This window comes from Aeoliella mucimassa, assembly GCF_007748035.1.
GTDB classification, from domain to species: domain Bacteria; phylum Planctomycetota; class Planctomycetia; order Pirellulales; family Lacipirellulaceae; genus Aeoliella; species Aeoliella mucimassa.
In genome coordinates this window covers 5,632,134-5,650,409 of sequence record NZ_CP036278.1, presented here as the reverse complement: position 1 = coordinate 5,650,409, position 18,276 = coordinate 5,632,134, and the positions used below count along the sequence as shown (strand labels likewise).

At 57.6% G+C, this 18,276-nt stretch carries 18 protein-coding genes and 1 tRNA gene; 10 read left to right on the top strand and 9 right to left on the bottom strand.

The genetic code is table 11. From position 1 onward, the window contains the following. The first annotated feature begins 18 nt into the window (after positions 1-18). A complete protein-coding gene (locus tag Pan181_RS22205; RefSeq protein ID WP_145250354.1) occupies positions 19-438 on the top strand; it encodes a GlsB/YeaQ/YmgE family stress response membrane protein in 420 nt (139 codons plus the stop codon). Between the two features lie 188 nt (positions 439-626). Then, positions 627-1,235, top strand: coding sequence for a hypothetical protein (locus Pan181_RS22200; RefSeq protein ID WP_145250352.1), 609 nt, complete (start codon positions 627-629; stop codon positions 1,233-1,235). A 114-nt stretch (positions 1,236-1,349) separates the two neighbouring features. On the opposite strand, the gene Pan181_RS22195 is transcribed toward Pan181_RS22200, so the two are convergent. Then, positions 1,350-2,063, bottom strand: coding sequence for an FKBP-type peptidyl-prolyl cis-trans isomerase (locus tag Pan181_RS22195; RefSeq protein WP_145250349.1), 714 nt, complete (start codon positions 2,061-2,063; stop codon positions 1,350-1,352). 110 nt (positions 2,064-2,173) lie between these two features. Further along, entirely contained in the window at positions 2,174-2,773 is a 600-nt protein-coding gene (locus Pan181_RS22190) for a peroxiredoxin (RefSeq protein ID WP_145250346.1), read from the bottom strand. Positions 2,774-3,114: 341 nt separating this feature from the next. Here Pan181_RS22190 and ffh point away from each other — a divergent pair, with 341 nt between their 5' ends. Both ffh and Pan181_RS22180 read left to right on the top strand, forming a co-directional pair. Further along, the gene (gene ffh / locus Pan181_RS22185) at positions 3,115-4,575 is read left to right on the top strand and encodes a signal recognition particle protein (RefSeq protein ID WP_145250343.1); all 1,461 of its coding nucleotides are present in this window, start codon (positions 3,115-3,117) and stop codon (positions 4,573-4,575) included. An 84-nt stretch (positions 4,576-4,659) separates the two neighbouring features. Next, positions 4,660-5,907: a hypothetical protein gene (locus tag Pan181_RS22180; protein WP_145250340.1), complete on the top strand. Its 1,248-nt coding sequence runs from the start codon at positions 4,660-4,662 to the stop codon at positions 5,905-5,907. 54 nt (positions 5,908-5,961) lie between these two features. Here Pan181_RS22180 and Pan181_RS22175 read toward each other — a convergent pair whose 3' ends face one another. Then, positions 5,962-6,651, bottom strand: a complete 690-nt coding sequence (locus tag Pan181_RS22175) for a J domain-containing protein (RefSeq protein WP_145250337.1) — start codon at positions 6,649-6,651, stop codon at positions 5,962-5,964. A 24-nt stretch (positions 6,652-6,675) separates the two neighbouring features. Further along, entirely contained in the window at positions 6,676-7,932 is a 1,257-nt protein-coding gene (locus Pan181_RS22170) for an endonuclease/exonuclease/phosphatase family protein (protein WP_197528597.1), read from the bottom strand. Between the two features lie 175 nt (positions 7,933-8,107). On the opposite strand from Pan181_RS22170, the gene Pan181_RS22165 reads away from it, so the two are divergent. Continuing rightward, positions 8,108-8,695, top strand: coding sequence for an SAM-dependent methyltransferase (locus Pan181_RS22165; protein ID WP_145250331.1), 588 nt, complete (start codon positions 8,108-8,110; stop codon positions 8,693-8,695). 975 nt (positions 8,696-9,670) lie between these two features. Then, positions 9,671-10,186, top strand: a complete 516-nt coding sequence (locus Pan181_RS22160; RefSeq protein WP_145250328.1) for a PH domain-containing protein — start codon at positions 9,671-9,673, stop codon at positions 10,184-10,186. 16 nt (positions 10,187-10,202) lie between these two features. Here Pan181_RS22160 and Pan181_RS22155 read toward each other — a convergent pair whose 3' ends face one another. From Pan181_RS22155 to Pan181_RS22140, 4 genes are all read right to left on the bottom strand, one after another. Beyond that, a complete protein-coding gene (locus Pan181_RS22155; RefSeq protein WP_145250325.1) occupies positions 10,203-11,075 on the bottom strand; it encodes a S1 family peptidase in 873 nt (290 codons plus the stop codon). 1,092 nt (positions 11,076-12,167) lie between these two features. Further along, positions 12,168-13,160 (bottom strand): 3'(2'),5'-bisphosphate nucleotidase, encoded by a 993-nt coding sequence (locus Pan181_RS22150; protein ID WP_145250322.1) that lies wholly within the window; start codon positions 13,158-13,160, stop codon positions 12,168-12,170. A 127-nt stretch (positions 13,161-13,287) separates the two neighbouring features. Next, positions 13,288-13,359 (bottom strand) — tRNA-Gln (locus Pan181_RS22145). A gap of 124 nt (positions 13,360-13,483) precedes the next feature. Then, the gene (locus Pan181_RS22140; RefSeq protein WP_145250319.1) at positions 13,484-14,146 is read right to left on the bottom strand and encodes a redox-sensing transcriptional repressor Rex; all 663 of its coding nucleotides are present in this window, start codon (positions 14,144-14,146) and stop codon (positions 13,484-13,486) included. Positions 14,147-14,588: 442 nt separating this feature from the next. On the opposite strand from Pan181_RS22140, the gene Pan181_RS22135 reads away from it, so the two are divergent. Continuing rightward, positions 14,589-16,160 (top strand): hypothetical protein, encoded by a 1,572-nt coding sequence (locus Pan181_RS22135; protein WP_145250316.1) that lies wholly within the window; start codon positions 14,589-14,591, stop codon positions 16,158-16,160. A gap of 112 nt (positions 16,161-16,272) precedes the next feature. On the opposite strand, the gene tadA is transcribed toward Pan181_RS22135, so the two are convergent. Next, positions 16,273-16,737 carry a tRNA adenosine(34) deaminase TadA gene (tadA, locus tag Pan181_RS22130; protein WP_145250313.1) on the bottom strand — a complete coding sequence of 155 codons (465 nt, stop codon included), beginning with the start codon at positions 16,735-16,737 and terminating at the stop codon, positions 16,273-16,275. A gap of 180 nt (positions 16,738-16,917) precedes the next feature. Between tadA and Pan181_RS22125 the strand changes: the two genes are divergently transcribed. The 3 genes from Pan181_RS22125 (at position 16,918) to rpsM (ending at position 18,212) form a co-directional block, all read left to right on the top strand. Then, positions 16,918-17,277 (top strand): VanZ family protein, encoded by a 360-nt coding sequence (locus tag Pan181_RS22125; RefSeq protein WP_197528596.1) that lies wholly within the window; start codon positions 16,918-16,920, stop codon positions 17,275-17,277. 314 nt (positions 17,278-17,591) lie between these two features. Next, positions 17,592-17,705: a 50S ribosomal protein L36 gene (gene rpmJ, locus Pan181_RS22120; RefSeq protein ID WP_145250307.1), complete on the top strand. Its 114-nt coding sequence runs from the start codon at positions 17,592-17,594 to the stop codon at positions 17,703-17,705. A 135-nt stretch (positions 17,706-17,840) separates the two neighbouring features. After that, entirely contained in the window at positions 17,841-18,212 is a 372-nt protein-coding gene (gene rpsM, locus Pan181_RS22115; RefSeq protein WP_145252395.1) for a 30S ribosomal protein S13, read from the top strand. Positions 18,213-18,276: the final 64 nt, after the last annotated feature.

Sequence of the window (18,276 nt, the reverse complement as noted above, 5' to 3'; positions counted from 1 at the left end):
TCGCTTTCCCCTCATCGAATGAACAGGGTTCCCAACATGGATGGCTGGCAACTCTCACCTGAAATATATCAACTAGTAAACGACATCTTCGTCTGGATTGGCTTTGGCACCGTGGTCGGCGTGGTTTCGCGGGCGTTGATGCCTGGGCCTGATCCAGCGGGTGCTATCACCAACCTAGCGCTCGGCGTTGCCGGCACCGTGATTGGTTGCGGCTGCGTGGGATTCTTCGTCGACAGCGGACGAGTGATGCCCACCAGCCCGCTCGGCATGATCTCGGCCGTCCTAGGGGCGTTTCTGCTGCTCGGCTGCTTTCGCATGTATGGCGATCTGCTCCCTTGGAATCTGCCGGATCCTCACGGGCCGAGCGATGCCTCGGGTTCGCGTACTGCGTACGACGCCTACCGACCGCGTTACGGGTCGGCCGATTACGAAGATTAACCGAGCTAGCGGCAGGCCGCTGGAGTGACAGCTGCGCCGATTGTACCTATTGCGCGACGTAACCTCTTATTATTGCTAAGGTTAGCGATACCGCTCAGGTCGTGTTTATTTGCCGCTGACGGAGTTGCTGATTAGAATTAAGTCGACGGACTTCGTTAATCACCACTCCGCCCGAAAAGGCAATTTTGATGTTGTACAAAAGCACGTACCTACTGGCTGTTGTGTTGAGCCTCGGTATTGCCGGTATCACTCATGCGCAAGAGTTTGACTTCGGAAGCAGTTCCGAGGCGAGTCGCTACACCAACAACTTGCAGCGAAATTTGAAAGGCGACTCCTTCAAAACCAACCTCTTGTTGAACGACGTTGCCGTGAACAACGGTTTCGGCGTGGCCTACACTCGTGCTCCGAAATCAAGCGTGAACCTCGACAAGGGTTCACAACTGGCCGCTCCTCGACAGAGCGCCTCGTTTGGAGTTGGTTCCTCCAGTACGCCGAAGCCATTCTCGTCGGTCTCAGCGGATCCAACCGTGAGTCCCTATTTGAATATGTTCCGCGACAGCCTCGATGGTTCTGACGACCTGAATTATCAGACCCTCGTTCGCCCGCAGTTGCAGCAACGCTCGATTAATCAACAGGTCGAGCGGCAAGCGCAGGCGATCAATCGCCAAATTACCGCTCTGTCGGCCCGCAACGCTTACAATACGACTGGCGATGCGAACGCGATGCCTACAGGTCACACATCGGCGTTCCTCTACCACTCGCACTTCTACCCTCAGAAGGCCCGCAAGAAGAAGTAACACCGCGAGCAGCAAACCAAAACAACAGCGGCGGCAAACTCATAGGGAGTTTGCCGCCGCTTGTTTATTGGTGGTTGAGTCACTCTGTGCAGCGACTCTCGTGTAGCTCGCTGGCTACGGTAGCTGTCCGTCGGCGACTTTTAGCAGCTCGATATCAAAGATCAGCGTTTCGTTGGGACCAATACCGTCGCGGCCATTCTCGCCATAAGCCAAGTTGCTGGGGACGAAGATCCGGTACTTGGCTCCTTCTTTCATCAGCTGCAGCGCTTCGGTCCACCCCGGGATCACTCGGTTCAGCGGAAACTGAGCTGGCTGGCCCCCTTGAGTGCTATCGAAGACCGCGCCGTTGATGAACGTTCCATGGTAATGGCACACAACCACGCTAGTAGCTTTTGGTGATTTGCCAGTGCCTGGCTTAAGTACTTTGTATTGCAGGCCGCTGGCGGTGGACTTCACCGCAGGGTCCTTGGCGTTCTTGGCCAGGAATTCTTGCCCAGCCTTGAGATTATCGGCAGCCATTTGCTTCTGAATGCGCATGGCGAAGACCATCATCACTTGATTCATCTCTTCGTCGGAACGCTGCGCCGGCTTGCCGGCTTCCACTTCGTTGATGCCGGTTTGCAGGGCCCGCATATCGAGCTTCACCCCAGCCATCTTGGCGTCCTGACCGATGGAGCGTCCTAGCGAGTAGCTTACGATCTGCGAGAACTGCTCGGGGGTCAGGTTTTCGGCCGGGGCGGGAGATTGGCCGGGGGGCAAGGTATCCTGCGCATTAGCAGCGAAAGGTAACGCAACAAGCACAGCAAGGGCAGCAAGCAAGCGAGTCATGCCGGGGGGCTCCAAAAAGGTAGGCGGGTAAAATGCGTCAGGCCATGACGAGCACCAACGTACCACGTCATGGCCTGACGGTAGATTGTAACGCAAACCTGCAGACGGCACTAAGCGCCGGCGCCGTAGGTCGACGAGAAGAATTCTTTGCTTCCTTCGGGGTCGGCTTTCATGCTCTTTTCGCCAGCCTTCCAGTTGGCGGGGCAGACTTCGCCGTGCTCTTCGTGGAACTGCAACGCGTCGACCACGCGAATCGCTTCGTCCACGTTACGACCGAGCGGCAGGTCGTTGATCAGTTCGTGGCGAACAATGCCTTCTTTGTCGATCAGGAACAACCCACGCAGGGCAACGCCACCGGAGAGCAGCACGCCGTAGTCTTGCGAGATTTGCTTGTTCAGGTCAGCTACCAAGGGGTACTTGATCGGTCCGATACCGCCGGCTTCGCGGGGAGTGTTGCGCCAAGCGAAGTGCGAGTAGTGGCTGTCGACGCTAGCACCGATGACCTGCACGTTTCGCTTTTCGAACTCTTCCATTGCTTCGCTGAAGGCAATGATTTCGGTCGGGCAGACAAACGTGAAATCGAGCGGGTAGAAGAACAGCAGCACGTACTGGCCGCGGTAGTCCGACATCTTCAGTTCTTTGAACGAACCGTCGGGCATCACAGCTTGCGCGGCAAAATCGGGGGCTTCGGTCTGTACGAGATGGGCCATGGTAGTTCTCGCTTATCGAGGGTGAGTAAAGTGTATTGGCGACGAAGGACGCTAGATTCTACGGCGATGCTGGCGACCTCTCAAGCCAGTGTAGGGCGGTTTGCCATGCATACTACCCCTGAAATATGCATGGTTGTGATGCAATCTGTGCATTGATTTTCCAGTAGTGCTTGCGTACGTTTCCCTAGCCGACGAGCCAAGTCTCGTTGGACGCCTACCCGCACCTGGCGTAGCTCGTCGGCCAAAACAGAGCCCCATTTCAAGCCTCGCCCCCACCGCGAAACTGCGTTAGAATACGGGTTTCGACCCATCTCGCCCCCAACCCCGCACCTGTATTCCTTATGTTCGAATCCCTCCAGGATGGACTTTCGTCGGCCTTCAAATCGCTGCGTGGGCAGGGCAAGCTGTCCGAATCGAACATGCGCGACGGGCTCAAGCTGGTCGAGCGTTCGCTGCTCGAGGCCGACGTTAGCTTCGAGGTCGCCCGCCATTTCATGCGGAATGTCACCGAGAAGGCCATCGGCGAAAAGGTGCTGAAGTCGCTCAACCCGCAGCAGCAGGTTGTCGGCATCGTGTACGAAGAGCTCAAAGAGCTCATGGGCCCGGTCGATCACTCGCTGCACCTGAAGAACAAGAAGGACGTCACGGTCCTCATGATGTGCGGCCTGCAGGGTGCCGGCAAAACGACCACCTGCGGCAAGCTCGGCAAGCTCCTGAAGGATGGCCAGCGCAACCCGATGCTCGTCGCGGCCGACTTGCAGCGTCCTGCAGCGATCGATCAGCTGCACGTACTTGGCGAGCAGCTCGGCATTCCCGTTTATAGCGACCGCCAAGAGAAAGACCCGGTGAAGGTCTGCAACGACGCGGTCAAGGCGGCCAAGAAGCAGGGTGCCGACGTCGTGATTCTCGACACCGCTGGCCGACTGCACATCGACGACGAGCTGATGAAGCAGCTCGAGCGGATTGACAAGCAGTGCCATCCCGAGCAAATCTACCTGACAGTCGACGCCATGACCGGTCAGGACGCGGTGAACAGCGCCAAGGCCTTTAACGAGGCCTTGGAAATCGATGGCGTGATCATCACCAAGCTCGACGGCGACGCCCGCGGCGGTGCCGCCCTGTCGGTCAAGCATGTAACCGGCGTGCCGATCAAATTCATGGGCACCGGCGAGAAGCTCGACGCGCTCGAGCAGTTCCACCCCGAGCGCATGGCCCAACGCATTTTGGGACAAGGCGACATCCTCTCGCTGTTCGAAACGGCCCAGAAAGAGTTCGACCAGGAGCAGATGCGGGAGCAGGAGGAGAAGCTCAAGAAGGGCGAGTTCACCCTCGACGACTTCCGCAAGCAAATGGCGATGATCGCCAAGCCTGGGCTGATGCAAAAAATGATGGGCATGATGCCTGGCATGGGCGCGATGCGCGACGCGATGAGCAGTTTCGACGAGTCGGAACTCAAAGGCCTGTTCGGCATCATCGACTCGATGACTCCGGCTGAAAAAGCCAATACCAAGCTCATCGACCAAAGCCGTCGACGACGTATCGCCGCTGGTGCGGGTTGCGAGCCGCATCAAGTGAACGAGCTGATCAAGCAGTACGACGCCATGGCCCAGGTCATGACCAAAATGGTCGGCGGCAGCATGCGCGACCGCATGAAGATGCTCAACGAAGTGCAGGCCGGCATGGCCTCGGGCGGCGGCCTCGGCAAGCAAAAGCAGGGAACCGGCAAACGCCTGTCGAACGCTCAGAAGAAGAACAACAAGAAGAGTAAACAAGCCGCGATGAAAAAGCGGAAGAAACGATAGCAGCCAGCACCCTGTCACTGCTTACAATTGAAGACAACCCACATGGTTAGGTTGTCCAATACTCGTTCGCAAATATGGGTCATCATGCGTCTACTCTACTGCTTTCTGGTGCTATTCGGCCTTCTAATCTCAAATGCCCCTGCCTTCGGTCAGGAGTCGTCCGCTGTTGATCCGCAAGTTCAAGCATTTGCAGAGCACGTTGCGGAGTTGATTAAACAAGGAGACCCGAAGGCGATTGAAGCAGTATGTGATATTAAGTACGACTTCAGACAAATTGCCGGAGATACTGAGTTCCATTTCCAAGATAAAGAGAAGTGGATCCAATCGCTGACGGAGAAAGCCAAACTCCTCCCTCCTCTCCATACTCCACTGTTGTTTCCAGAACAGACCGTAGAGTCGTGCCAACTTATAAGTGTCAGGAAGGTGAAAGACTCCCACCTGGCGATCGAGCGCGTATTCACCGACGACGGAACCCTCACTTACCTCTGGTTGACGATCTCTCCGAAAGAAGCGGGCAGCTTTGCCGTCGTAGCATGCGAGAGCACCTTGAGTGGCGGCGAAATATCCGCATTCATCAGAATGCTTTTAACCCGATACGCTCCCTGGGAAACCCCCGATGGAATGATATCGGATCAGGCCGAAAATGCACCAGCTCTTAGCTTAGAGAAGAGATATGTGTATGGGATGCTTCAGGCTCTCAAAAAAATGGATCTCCTGTCAGTAACGCAGTTGTACATGCAATTGCCACCGGAGATTCAAGACCTACAGTCACAACCATTGATTGCTATGGTTGCATTGCAATCTGCCCTTAAGTTAAATGAGGTCGCCCAGTCGCAACAGATAGAAGGACTCAAACAGTTCTCTGCGAACACCATCCAGCGTGCGGTTCAGCAGTGTCCGAAGTCGCCATCCATTGCATTTTATTCCTGGGACTGGTTCCTCGAAAACGGACAGCCCGATGTGGCACTGGAACAACTTCAGGTTCTAAAGCAGGAGATTGGTAACGACCCTTACCTTGCGCTGAATGAAGCCGAAGTGCTAGTTGCGAAAGGAGAAACTCAAGAGGGGTATGAACTGGTAAAGCAAGCCATGAAATCGCTGGGCGACATCCAGACCTGCTATCTGATTGCAGCGAGCATTTACGCCCGAGGGGGCGACTACAAGTCGACAACTCACTGGCTCGAACAAGCTGAAATCAAGTTCGATACAAAATACCATCTCGACGACCTCTCAGACACCGCCTGGAAATCGTTTATTGAAAGCCGTGAGTACCAAGAATGGCAAAGCAAGAGCAGCAAACCAGCAGCAGGCGACGAATCGAGTGAGCCGTAAGCTATAGCCAATCAACAACTTGCCTCATCGATTCACGGGTAAGCCCAGCTTCCCCTACTCCATCCGCTTGCGAATCGTCGCGACAATCCGGCGCTTGGTCCACCAGCCGACTTTCGTGTCGCTGATGTCGAGTTCCATGAGCGATGGCAAGCGGTTCACCAGCGATTGGGCAGCGGCCGAGCTAATCGCGTTGCCTGTCAGGTTCAATCGCTCAATGCCTTTGAACACGGTGATCTTGTCGACCGCTGCGTCGCCGAGTCCGCAGTGGGGTAGCTCGAGTCGGGTGAGTCGGTGCATGGCGGCCGGCGCGGCGGTCATCGAGGTCAGTACCGCATCGGCGGTTTTCGGCTCGGCGTTCTTTAAGCCCACCGCCAGGATGGTCTCGGTCAGCTCAGCAAAGTCGCCAAACGATCGCCGAAGCCAATCGATGCTGGCCGTCTGCACGGTGGCCCCCAACTCTCGCAGCTGTGAAGCCAGTACGCGCGACTCCAGGTACTCTTCCATGTGGTTGCCGATCCACCGCAGCGAGTCCCCTTTGATGCTCAAGAACTCTTGCGCCTGTAGGTAGGCTTCGTGCACTTCGCGAAACGCTTGCGGGTCGCCCCCCAGGTCGGGATGCACCTCTTTGACCTTCGACAGATAAGCGTGCTTCACGTCGTCGGGTGCGTAGGGGGGAGCCAGCCCGAGCTTCACCATGAAATCAGGGCGACCATCTCTGTTGCGATGTACTTCCGCTGGACGCATCAGGGGAACCTCAAAGGGATACTTTTAGAGAGAGTGGAAACGCTTGGGGAACCTCGCCAGCGCCTTGGCGGCGATTCCCACGGTCGCCAGAAACACAGCTAGCATTATACCATCCGGCTCCGGAACGGCCGCTATGCCATTGGTCATTTCGGCCCAGGCGGCACTCCCCTGCTGGTCGATAAACGCCCGCTTGAACAGCGAATAATCGGCAAAATCGTTCCGATAGTCCCCGTTCAGGTCGCCGAGCGCACGGGCTTCGTCGAAGGAGAGTCCACTCAAATCGGCCCGCTGATTGTCGCGCAGGATCACCCAATCGGCGGTGTCGAGCAGGCAGTCGCCGTTTAGGTCGCCGAACACGAAGCAAAAGTCGGAGTCGATCAGGTACTCGACCACCACTGCGCGGTGATCCGCGTTGTAGCCGGCGACTTCGATATCGGAGATGCCATCGCCGTAGTCGGGGCCGATGATCTCCGCAGTGCTCGGCGTCACCCCTATGCCGCTGTGGTAGACGATGTCGATGCGGTCGTGCACTTCGTCCCTCGACTGATTCGGCGGCGGATAGCCAGGAGTCCACGTATACCCCGGGTCGTTCACTTCGTCGGGCCGCACCGCCCGAAACGAGTCGGTCATGCCCGCGGCGACGATTTTGCTCGACGCGGGATAAGCCACCTGCAAGTCGTAAGGCCGCAAGGTAGCTGTGGCTGCCTCGGCGGTCCAATCCAAATGGGAGGGCTCGTTGAAGTCGCCAGTGAAGAACACCGGCTGGCCGCTTTGGAGGAGCGATTGCATCTCGCCCAGGTAGCTATCGACCGTCGCCCCGCGGGCTGCCTCGGCCGCAGCAATCACGGCCGCTTCGTCCATCGGCAACGCACCATCGCGAAGGTCGTAAGGCTGATAGGGATAAGCTGCCAGGTGCGAGTTGAACAGCCAGACGTCGGTTTGCTCGGCGAGCGAAATCTGCACCCCGCGACCCGAAGTGGTTGTATTGACGATCGGGAAACGGCTAAGCACCTGAATGTCACCGCCCGACTGCTGTTGGTAATACATGCCCAGCGCGCTGGCGACCTGCTGCCCTGCGGTGTTGCCCATCTCCTGCAACCCAACAATGTCGGCCTGGCTGGCTTCGATGATCTCGACCAGCTTATTGCGCCCGCCCGTCGTATTTTCGCCCGACCACACATTGAACGTCATGATCCGAAGCGGCTGCCCCGCCGCAGGCTCATCGGCCTGGATACAACGGCAAACCATGATGCAGCAGAGCAGAGCGAGTGTTCGGAGCATGGCATTCATGAAGGGCTATCGAGAGGCATTCAGCTAGTTTCCGTCCGAAACCACTTCGGACACCGGTTACCACGATTGTACCGCGGGTTGCTCCCTCGATAAAATCCACAAACAAGCACCACGAGCCACACCGCCGCGGATGGAAACAGCCGCCGAACTCCCTGGGAGCAACCACATGTGGGACGAACGATTTGACACGCCGGAGTATGCCTATGGCAAGCAGCCGAACGACTTCCTGGCCGCCCGCTACCAGGCAATCCCCCTCGGGCGGGTGCTGAGCCTGGCCGAGGGCGAGGGCCGCAACGCCGTGTTTTTGGCCTCCCAAGGGTATCAGGTCACCGCGGTCGACTCGTCGAGCGTCGGGCTGGCCAAGGCTCGCGAGCTAGCCGCCGAGCGTCAGGTGACGATCGAGACCGCCGTCGCCGATCTGGCGACCTACGACCTCGGCGAGAACCAGTGGGATGGCATCGTCTCGATCTTCTTCCCCCTGCCGGCTGAGATGCGCACCGACATGCACCATCGGATCGTCCGCTCCCTGAAGCCCGGTGGGGTCTATCTGGTCGAAGCCTACACGCCCGAGCAACTCAAACACGGTACCGGCGGCGGTCCCTCGGCCGACAATAAGCTGACCAAGCAGCTGCTCGAAGCCGACCTCGCAGGCCTGACGTTCGACCACCTGGAAGAACTCGAACGCGAAGTGATCGAAGGCACCTACCACACCGGCCTGGCCGCAGTGGTACAAGCCGTGGCACGGAAGGGGTAAGTGAAAGCAGTATTAGTGCTATCGATGGGTGCGGTGCTTGCACCCATCGATTGGTGGAACAAGGAAATGGGAAATGATAATGTCATCACAACTCATCATCGAATTCCCAATGCGCATTCTCGCAGAGTACAACGGCGGTCTTAGCAACCTCGATGAGACTTTGGACGATAATATCACGTGGTTACTCGGCCGGCCATTCGACGAAAATGGTACACCCTTTCAGGTTGAATGTTTAAACAGGGTACCGGCAACACCCGATTGCAATGATCCGCTTGTGCGATACAACGTGCAGGTGGAACACGAAGATGCCAGACTCTGCGCAAGCCAAATTGTCGCAACTCTGACCGCCGAAGGATACGTACGGGGGTGCACGATTCGGACCCTAGATGGTCAAGTGTTACATGTGGATTCAGATACGGCAGACATCCAACTGCGACGGCAACTTCGCAGAGATTCGAAATAGCAGGCGCGAGAATCGCCGCCCCAGGCACCATTGCCCCTTTCCGCCTTTCGGATGCCACTGTCCAACCGGCCAGCCGCGGAGCGGCGCGCTAACTATAGCCCAGGGCAAGTGGTCGGCGAGTTCCACGAGCCAATCACGCAGCCCTGGGTAACCCACGCGAGAACCATCAGCGGTCGAGCGAGCGACGATCCACTAGTCGGAATGACGCCGAGACCGCAACTCAGCCGCGATGAATCGCTTTCGTCACGTGCCCTGCAGATCCAACGACTCGGTAAGATAAGTCTGTCGTTTCCATACACCGGGCTACGCCAAACGCCTGTGATTACAGAAAGCTCCGTGCCGCAGGCACCCTTGCATCTCTCTCTTACAACCTGCTCCCTGCACCCGCCTACCAGGACTACTTGTACCACACCGATCCGAGCGTTTACCTTAGATTATCCGGCAGATCCCTAGCTTGGTGCTAGCAGAGCGTCGGGCGGTGGCTTGTTTTCCGTGCATTCGCAGAGAGTTCGATGAATCAAAACCAACCGATCCGAGAAGTCCAACCGGTGGTGATTCCAGCGCAGTACTTTGTGTTTGGCCCGCTGGCCTCGGCCTTCTTCGCCTTGTTTCCGGGCTTCTTCACGTTCATCATCAGCAACATGATCGCCCGGTCGTTTGATCCGGTCATCCAATATGGCTTGATCGTCTATGTCTTGTCGTTCCTCGGTTTCATGTGGCTGATGTACCTCAAGTGCTTTATCGAGCCGCAGAAAACGGTCTATCGCATCTACGAAAACAAGCTCGAGTATAGCGAAGGCTTTCTAAACCGGCAGCAACGCACGGTGGTGTTCGACCAAGTGGTCGACGTTCAACTCAACGAAGGCCTACTGCAGCAGACCAGAGGAGCAGGCAGCATCACCCTGACGACCCAGCAACTCATTTCGACCGGCGAAGGCAAACTCACCAACCGCAGCGTGGTGCTCAGCAACATCCCGAACCCGCAAGAAATCTACGACCTGTTGCGCGACCTGGCGATCGGCGAGTAGTGGGGAAATTCCCCGCTCATTCGCTCTCGCCTTGCTCCCCAGCTTTCTCCTCCGTTAGCGGCTCCGACTCCTTAGCCGGTGTTTCTAGCTGCTGGATGGTTTCGCGAACGTAGCAAGCATGCAGCACTCCGCCGAGGTGCATGGGGTGGTGCACCAGTTGCTCGCCATATTCGTTGGTGGTCCGCACGTCGTAAAAGTTTCGCGTGAGCACCATGCCGACGACGAGCGGAGTTTGCTGCTCGTTGGTCGCAATGAACACCGGCCCGCCGCTGTCGCCGGCGAAGGTGATGAAATCGGCCAGGAACGTGGGGTGGAGATCGGTCGGCAACCGAGGCGAGCTGGCGAACATTCCTTTCCGCGCGACCGAGAAGCCGGCCTTGTTCGCTTCGAAACGCCCCGGATAAGTCAGCACATACAGCGGGCTGCAGACATCCACGCCCGAGGCCGCTAGCTGTTCACTACTGGCCAAGCACGACATCGGCAGCGGAGCAATCGGCACTGGCACCTCGTCCGGCAACCGCAGCACCGCAACGTCTTGCTCGGCATGGCGAGTCCACAGCGGGGTGTCGCCCTCGCGAATCTTCACGGTGAAGTCCAACCGCTCCCAGTCTCCCGACTCCAATTCCTTCCGCAGCACCAGCGTGGCGGTCGGGCCTGAGGTTCGCTCCAACGTGTGCGCGGTGGTCACCAGATAGTAGCCGGCCGACCCGTCGCTACCCTGCACGAGGAAACAGGTGGAGGTCGAATCGGGATGGTAGAGCTTGAAAGTCGCTGCGTACATCTGAGTGGCAAAGTTTTCGGCCCACAGCGGCCCGCCATAGCCAACCGCACAGAACACCACCAGCCAACTCCCCCACGCCCCGCGAACCCCGTTTAACAGACGAATCATGGTTGCCTCGATCGTAAGAACCCATCACCGCAGGATGCCCAGCCCACGATAAGCGATTGGGGCCTTGGCATCGTTTGAGCATAATCCACCGCCGAGGAGTTTGCCATTCGCTGGGGAAGCTCTCCCTCCAGCCGCGGAGCGGCGGCAGCGCGTCGCCTGGGACGCGAGTCCCAGGTAACAGTTTCCTTCTAGCCACGGATGGACACCGATTTTCACGGACGGGGTAGCCTGTCGACCTGTTGGGCTACGCCCACCGACAACTGGGCGTGGTGCGTTTTTGCGAAGTGGCCATGCGTCATGCGCCCAGCTGTCGGTGCTACCCAGTTGCCGAATTTGAAACAGTAAGGAGCGTTCTCCGCTTCCCACCTCCCCGGGCCTGATAGCCCGACCCTCCGCCAGCGGAGGGTGAATTTGGTGCTTAGATTCTCTCCATTTTTCACTGGGAATTGGCCACCTATGGTGCTCTAATGGACAGGTACTTTATAGCTGTCGGCTATCAGCTATCGGCTGTTGGCTTTTTAGTGATTGGAGGTGAATTAGATGTAATGTTTATTTTCATGTCAGACTACTAGCTTCGCGCAGGTGAAATGGTTGCTTGCGTGGGCGTTCGCTGCTGCGCGGTTGGTAAAGCGGTGGTGGGGCTGCGTCGCTGGAAGCTTTATTGGCTCTACTCTTTAGGCTGTAAGCAGTAGGCTAGATCCTTCGGGTCGCTGGAAGCTCCCGTCAGGATGACATCCCGCATTCAGAACTCCCAACTTCCACCCCCCAACGTCCAACCAGAATAGTTACCCACCCATGGGAATCTATTTTGGGCACTTTCGCAGGAGGTATTGATGCAACTCATTGCTGGCAAACGACTTGCGATAGATTCCCAGCGAGAAAATAGATTCCCACTCGATGCGTTTTTGGGAATGGGAATCTATTCCGTTGTGAAAACCACTGGTTTTATAGCGTGGGTGCAGATTCAATTTTCCCATCGGTGGGTAATTTGGGAATCTATTGCCCAGTGTTGGGAATCTTTTTTGCACAGCGATGGGAAACTACCTCCCGCAGAGGGGGAGTGTTGGGCTGCTGACCGGTGGCCGGGGGTGGTTACGCGCCGATCGATTGCAGGGCGTCGAGTGCCGCTTGGTGCACTTTGCCGTTGGTGGCCAGCACTCCGCGGTTCGTCGCCAGCGTGGTTCCGTGGGCGAAGTCGAGCGGCTTGCCATCAAGGTCGGTCACGGTTCCGCCTGCTTCTTCGACGACGATCGAGCCGGCTGCCTGATCCCAGATGCGTTCGCGGTAATCGGGGCGACTGTGCGAGAGCAAGCGGACGAGCATTTCGCCGCCGCCGGCCGCGAGCACTGCGTACTTGGCCTGGCTGTCCATCGGAATCGGCTCGGCAGTGACGCCCATGGCGGTCGAGAGTTCGCCGAGTTGCCCGGTGTTGGTGTGAGCGGTTTCGACCGAGCGGAAAATGCGAGTCTGGGCGACGTCGTCGGTGTCGGCCACTTGGAGTTGCTGCCAGGTGTCGTCGGCCGGATCGAGCGACGACGCCCAGGTGCCTTGGCCCCGCAGGGCGACCAGCAGCGAGCCGGGCCCGGTGAGGTTCACCTGGCAAGCCGACTCGAGTCCGGGGCAACCGAGCACGCCGAGCACGACCTGACCATCCTCGATCAGCGCCAGGGCGACCGCGTATTGTTCGCCGCGCAGGAAGCCTTTGGTGCCGTCGACAGGGTCGAGGGTCCAGTAGGTGCCGGTTGCTTGGGCGTTGCCATGGTCGATGAGCCGGCAGACTTCGTCGGTGGTGATGCCAGGCACGTTTTCGGCGACGAACGACTGGATGTCGGCCAGCGTCTGGCGTCCTTCGTCGGACGTGGTCAGGTCGCCGGCATCTTCCTCGCCGACCAAGCGGGCTTCGGGGAAGGTCTCGGCCAGGCGTTTGGCAACGATGGCCTGTGCCGAGAAGTCGGCCACGGTGACCGGCGATTTATCGCCTTTGACCAAGGCGGGCGAAACGAGTTGCTGCTGCACCCGACGGGTGAGCAAGGCTGCTTCGCGAACCGCGGCAATGGCAAATTGACTTTCGGCAGTGGAGAACATGGGCAGTGCACTCAGGGATGGGTGGAGCCAGGCAAGCGTGTGATGGAGAGTCCACCAACAGAGCGTGCAAAGGGGCTGGCAGTGCCTGGACGTGAAGCCGGGCCCCGGACATCTCCGCAAAACAAAGCTACCCCGCCAGGACTTGAACCTGGAATGAGGGAATCAAAATCCCTAGTGTTACCGATTACACCACGGGGTATCGAGGTGAGATGCCTATTTTAAACGAGCAGACCAGTTTATCGAAAGTGCCCCTCGTAGCTAAGGGCAACTTTCGGCAGAGTTTGGGCAAGAAATTGACGAATCTTGCCCGGAACTCTCTGTTTCTAGTCTTCGGGAGTCCGATTGGCCACCGAAAAACAGAGCTGCTCCAGCTCGGTAGCCAAGTCTACTCCTATGTGACTGACATTGTCAGGAAGGTTCAGGGTAACTGGGGCAAAATTCAAAATGCCGGAAACGCCTGCCTGAACCAATCGATCGGCCGCCTGCTGGGCGTTCTTGCCCGGCACGGCGAGCAGCCCGAGTTCAATTTGTTTTTCGCGAACCACCAGCTCCAACTCGCCGAGCGAGTAAACCTGCACCCCTTCGACCAGGCGGCCAACTTTCGAGCTATCGACGTCGAACGCAGCGACAATGGTAAAGCCTTGCGAGCTGAATCCTCGGTATCCGAGCAACGCTCGACCAAGGTTACCCACGCCGACCATGGCGACGCGCCATTTGCGATCGGTGCCGAGGATGCGGCGAATCGCGTCGATCAGTTCGTCGATGCGGTAGCCGACGCCGGGCTGGCCGAAGTGGCCAAAATAGGCCAAATCTCGGCGAACCTGAGCGTCGCTGAAGCCGAGTTTCTGGCCGAGCGTACCGGAGCTAACGGTCGATTCGTTGAGCCGGAGATGCTGGAGTTCCCGGAGATACAGACTCAACCGGCTGACCACCGCCTTGGGCACCTCCTTGGGATCGACCAGTTCGTTCTTACGGCGGTTGGACATACTTGGTGGATCGCAGGGGAGGATGCGGAGGGAGTGGTGGTCGCCTGTACGTCGTTCAAGGGTGCCGCACGGGTACCCCAATCGTCAAGGCGTGATGGTCGGATTCGCAGGAATTGGGCCGGCTTAAGAGGACTGACCCCGATCATCGACGAGCGCGGCACTTTGAGCAAGTTCGCCACATTCGATTCGACCGGTACGACCCGCCCCCCTAGGTAGCTGAATCGAGTGTAGCGAGCAGGCGCTAAGTGCTTATAAGGCAATGTGTTACGACTCGGAAAAGGCCTCCGAAAAGCAAAAACAGGAACAACAGGAAGGAAGTGGAAAACAGGAGGTTTAGCTAAGGGATGCTGGCACTGACTCCCGAATCTAATACGGACGGGCACCACCCGCTTTGACCAACCTACCCATACTTCCCATTTCGTTGCTGAGGAGGCAAGAAACCATGAAACGCGCTATGAGTGCGCCGCTTGTCGCGGTGCTTCTGTGGGCGGCCGCTTCGCAAGCTGGCGCCGACTGTTGTGGAGCGTCGAGCTACGAGGGTTGCGACCCTTGCTGCCAACCCCATTACCACACTGTGTACCGTACTCGTTACAAGACCGTACACGACAAAGTGGAAGAAACCCGTTACCGCACTGTGTCGGAACGAGTTCCTTACCAGAAGACGGTGACCTACACGAAGCACGTGAAAGAGCAGCGTCAAAAAGAAGTGAACTACACGGTTATGGTCCCCACCTACGAGACCAAGACCCGTACCTATACCGTCAATAAGCCGGTTTGGGAAACTCGCCAGAAAGAGATTAACTACACGGTCATGCGTCCCGTTTGGGAAACCAAGACCCGCACCTACACCGTGAACAAGCCCGTGTGGGAAACTCGCCAGAAAGAGGTGAACTACACGGTCATGGTCCCGACTTACGAGACCAAGACTCGCACTTACACTGTGAATAAGCCGGTTTGGGAAACCAAGACCCGCACTTACACGGTGAACAAGCCGGTCTGGGAAACTCGTCAGAAGGAAGTGAACTACACGGTCATGCGTCCCGTTTGGGAAGAGAAGACCCGCACCTACACCGTGAACAAGCCGGTTTGGGAAGAGCGTTCGCGCGACGTAACCTACTACGTGCGTAAGGCTGTTCCTTACACCAAGACCGTCACCTATAAGACCGGTCATTGGGAAACCCAGCAGTACACCGTGCCTGGTCCTACCCGCACCAAGATGGTCCGCACTCCGGGCAAGTGGGTTTGGAATCCTGACACCTGCAGCTGCTGCTACCAACCTGGTTGCTGCGAGAAGGTGTGCGTGCAATGCCCACCCAAGACTTGCTGCAAGAAGGTTTGGGTTTCGGAATGCAAGACCAAGGACGTATGCTGCACCAAGTACGAGTGTGAAGCTCGCACCAAGACTTGCACCTACAAGGTTTGCAAGATGGTTCCTGAATGCAAGACCTGCACTTACAAGGTCTGCAAGATGGTTCCTGAGTGCCGCACCAAGACTTGCTGCTACAAGGTTTGCAAGATGGTCCCCGAATGCAAGACCTGCACTTACAAGGTCTGCAAGATGGTACCCGAATGCAAGACTTGCACCTACCAAGTTTGCAAGATGGTTCCTGAATGCCGCACCAAGACTTGCTGCTACAAAGTTTGCAAGATGGTTCCCGAATGCAAGACCTGCACTTACAAGGTCTGCAAGATGGTACCTGAGTGCCGCACCAAGACTTGCTGCTACAAAGTTTGCAAGATGGTTCCCGAATGCAAGACCTGCACCTACAAGGTCTGCAAGATGGTACCTGAGTGCCGCACCAAGACCGTGTGCTACAGCGTCTGTGTTCCACAGACCTGCGAAAAGACGGTAACTTGCTACAAGACCGAATGCCGCAAGGTTCCTTACACGGTAACCAAGTGCGTACCTCGCAAAGTTTGCGAGCAGGTCCCCTGCAAGGTGCTGTGCACCAACCCAGCTTGTGCTGGTCAAGAAGCAGCTGTTGCTCCTAGCAGCGACTGCGGTTGCAACTAAGCAGTAGCAACACGACAATTGCCTCGCTTCTGTTGTAGGGAAGAGAGGTTGGTCAATGACACCGACAGCGGTCCGAATCCATCTGGGTTCGGACCGCTTTTTCCATTGATGCTTACTTGTTACGGCGAGCTCGGAAGAACGCGCGAAGCAAGTCGCCGCACTCGCCGGCCAGCACGCCGGAGGTCACGGCCGACTCGTGATTCAGTCGCGCGTCGGTAAGCAACTGGTAAAGCGACTCGACCGCGCCGGCCTTGGGATCGATCGCTCCGTACACCACACGAGGGAGTCGCGAGTTGACGATCGCGCCTGCACACATCGGACAGGGCTCGAGAGTTACGTACAGCGTGCAGCCAGCCAGCCGCCAGCTACCCAGCGCAGCAGCGGCCTGAGTAATGGCAATCATCTCCGCGTGAGCGGTTGGGTCGTGCAGCGTCTCTCGCTGGTTGTGAGCGGCCGCAACGATGTCGCCATCGCGAACGACCACCGCACCGACCGGGACCTCGCCCACCTCCACAGCGGCCGCGGCCTGGCGGAGCGCTTCCCGCATGAATCGCTCATCCTCGGAATTCAACAACATCGAATCGACACCCTCACCCACAGCTCGCCAGGAACTAGAATCAAACATGGCCGAACCCGGCCTGACTGTGCATTGTACTGATTTGAACCACTCCCGGTTAACGGCCGCGGCCTGCTCTCCATGACGCCCCCCTCCCCTACCGCTGCAGCAGCAAAACGAAGCACCCCGCCTGCAACTCGCATGGCGGCCCTTCTCTTCTATCTGCTGCTGCTCACGCTCGTCACGCACTGGCCGCACTGGGAAGGCATCCCCAGCCCGCCGAGGTTTGAATTCTGGGATAAAGTCGTCCATTTCACCGCCTATGCCATCCTGGCGTACCTGGTATCCTGGCGGTGGGCGCCCGACACATCCGAGCGCTGGGGCAGCTGGGGAATTTGGGCAGCCCTGGCAATTATCTCGTGGGGAGTTTTCGACGAACTCACGCAACCCTACTTCAATCGCACCTGCGATCCGTACGATTTACTTGCCGACGCACTTGGCACATGCACCGGCTTGGCAATCTATCAAGTTCGCCACATCGGCACGGGAGAAAAGACGTAACCTATTTACCAGTAGCATGTTACAACCACCCGAATCACGGATGCACTCAAGCCGCACTGGCTGCTCCAGCCCTGCTAATCAGCACTTTTTACCCTTTCCACAGCCTCTGGTAGCGTGATAGCAACTGGATGGCAAAAAACGTACCGCTGCTCCCTTGCAGTCCCTAGCAAACGCCAATATATTCAAGCGTTTCCCCTCGTAGGGACATTCCCGCCCGGGCTCCACCTTTTCCATCGGTGCCCGGTGGTTACAGTTAGCGATCATCCGCGTGGCATAAGTATTGTCAGCGGAACCTTTAGTGGAGGCATGGCGCGATGAAAGTCCGAGCCAGCGTGAAGCGTATTTGCGATAAGTGCAAGATCGTCCGTCGCCGTGGCGTGGTACGCGTGGTTTGCGAAAACCCGCGTCACAAGCAGCGTCAGGGCTAGTCGTCGCTGAGCATTCTTGCTGAGCAGGATCGTCCTGCAGCCAGAATGACTCGCGGGCGCCCGCAACGCAACCTCCCCACCGATATACCCATTTAGTACACCGTTCCAACCAGGACTCACGTTATGCCACGTTTGTTGGGTGTCGACATCCCTGCCAACCGGCCCGCTGCGATTTCGCTGACTTACCTCTACGGGGTAGGCAACAAGACGGCTCGCGAGCTTTGCAACAAGGCTGGCATCGAGCCGACCGTTCGCGCTTCGGAGCTAACCGAAGACGAAGTCGCCCGCTTGGCCGCGTTGCTCGACAAAGACTACGTGGCCGAAGGTCAGTTGCGACGCCAGGTTAGCCAGAACATCACCCGTTTGCGTGACATCGGTTGCTACCGCGGCATTCGCCACCGTCGTGGCTTGCCGGTCCGTGGCCAACGCACCAAGACCAACGCCCGCACCCGAAAGGGTCCGAAGAAGACCGTGGCTGGTAAGAAGGGCGTGAAGGACCTGCGTTAGTCCTGATAACAGCAAACTCAAACAAACCACTACACAACAACGTTCATTCGTTACTAACACGGAG

Bases quoted from the DNA above. Each gene is read 5' to 3' on its own strand.
- Pan181_RS22175 (WP_145250337.1), bottom strand. From the start codon at position 6,651: ATGCGTCCAGCGGAAGTACATCGCAACAGAGATGGTCGCCCTGATTTC.
- Pan181_RS22190 (WP_145250346.1), bottom strand. From the start codon at position 2,773: ATGGCCCATCTCGTACAGACCGAAGCCCCCGATTTTGCCGCGCAAGCT.
- Pan181_RS22135 (WP_145250316.1), top strand. From the start codon at position 14,589: ATGAAACGCGCTATGAGTGCGCCGCTTGTCGCGGTGCTTCTGTGGGCG.
- Pan181_RS22165 (WP_145250331.1), top strand. From the start codon at position 8,108: ATGTGGGACGAACGATTTGACACGCCGGAGTATGCCTATGGCAAGCAG.
- Pan181_RS22180 (WP_145250340.1), top strand. From the start codon at position 4,660: ATGCGTCTACTCTACTGCTTTCTGGTGCTATTCGGCCTTCTAATCTCA.
- rpmJ (WP_145250307.1), top strand. From the start codon at position 17,592: ATGAAAGTCCGAGCCAGCGTGAAGCGTATTTGCGATAAGTGCAAGATC.
- tadA (WP_145250313.1), bottom strand. From the start codon at position 16,737: ATGTTGTTGAATTCCGAGGATGAGCGATTCATGCGGGAAGCGCTCCGC.
- Pan181_RS22200 (WP_145250352.1), top strand. From the start codon at position 627: ATGTTGTACAAAAGCACGTACCTACTGGCTGTTGTGTTGAGCCTCGGT.
- Pan181_RS22155 (WP_145250325.1), bottom strand. From the start codon at position 11,075: ATGATTCGTCTGTTAAACGGGGTTCGCGGGGCGTGGGGGAGTTGGCTG.
- Pan181_RS22160 (WP_145250328.1), top strand. From the start codon at position 9,671: ATGAATCAAAACCAACCGATCCGAGAAGTCCAACCGGTGGTGATTCCA.
- Pan181_RS22195 (WP_145250349.1), bottom strand. From the start codon at position 2,063: ATGACTCGCTTGCTTGCTGCCCTTGCTGTGCTTGTTGCGTTACCTTTC.
- Pan181_RS22140 (WP_145250319.1), bottom strand. From the start codon at position 14,146: ATGTCCAACCGCCGTAAGAACGAACTGGTCGATCCCAAGGAGGTGCCC.
- Pan181_RS22150 (WP_145250322.1), bottom strand. From the start codon at position 13,160: ATGTTCTCCACTGCCGAAAGTCAATTTGCCATTGCCGCGGTTCGCGAA.
- Pan181_RS22170 (WP_197528597.1), bottom strand. From the start codon at position 7,932: ATGCTCCGAACACTCGCTCTGCTCTGCTGCATCATGGTTTGCCGTTGT.
- Pan181_RS22125 (WP_197528596.1), top strand. From the start codon at position 16,918: ATGGCGGCCCTTCTCTTCTATCTGCTGCTGCTCACGCTCGTCACGCAC.
- ffh (WP_145250343.1), top strand. From the start codon at position 3,115: ATGTTCGAATCCCTCCAGGATGGACTTTCGTCGGCCTTCAAATCGCTG.
- Pan181_RS22205 (WP_145250354.1), top strand. From the start codon at position 19: ATGAACAGGGTTCCCAACATGGATGGCTGGCAACTCTCACCTGAAATA.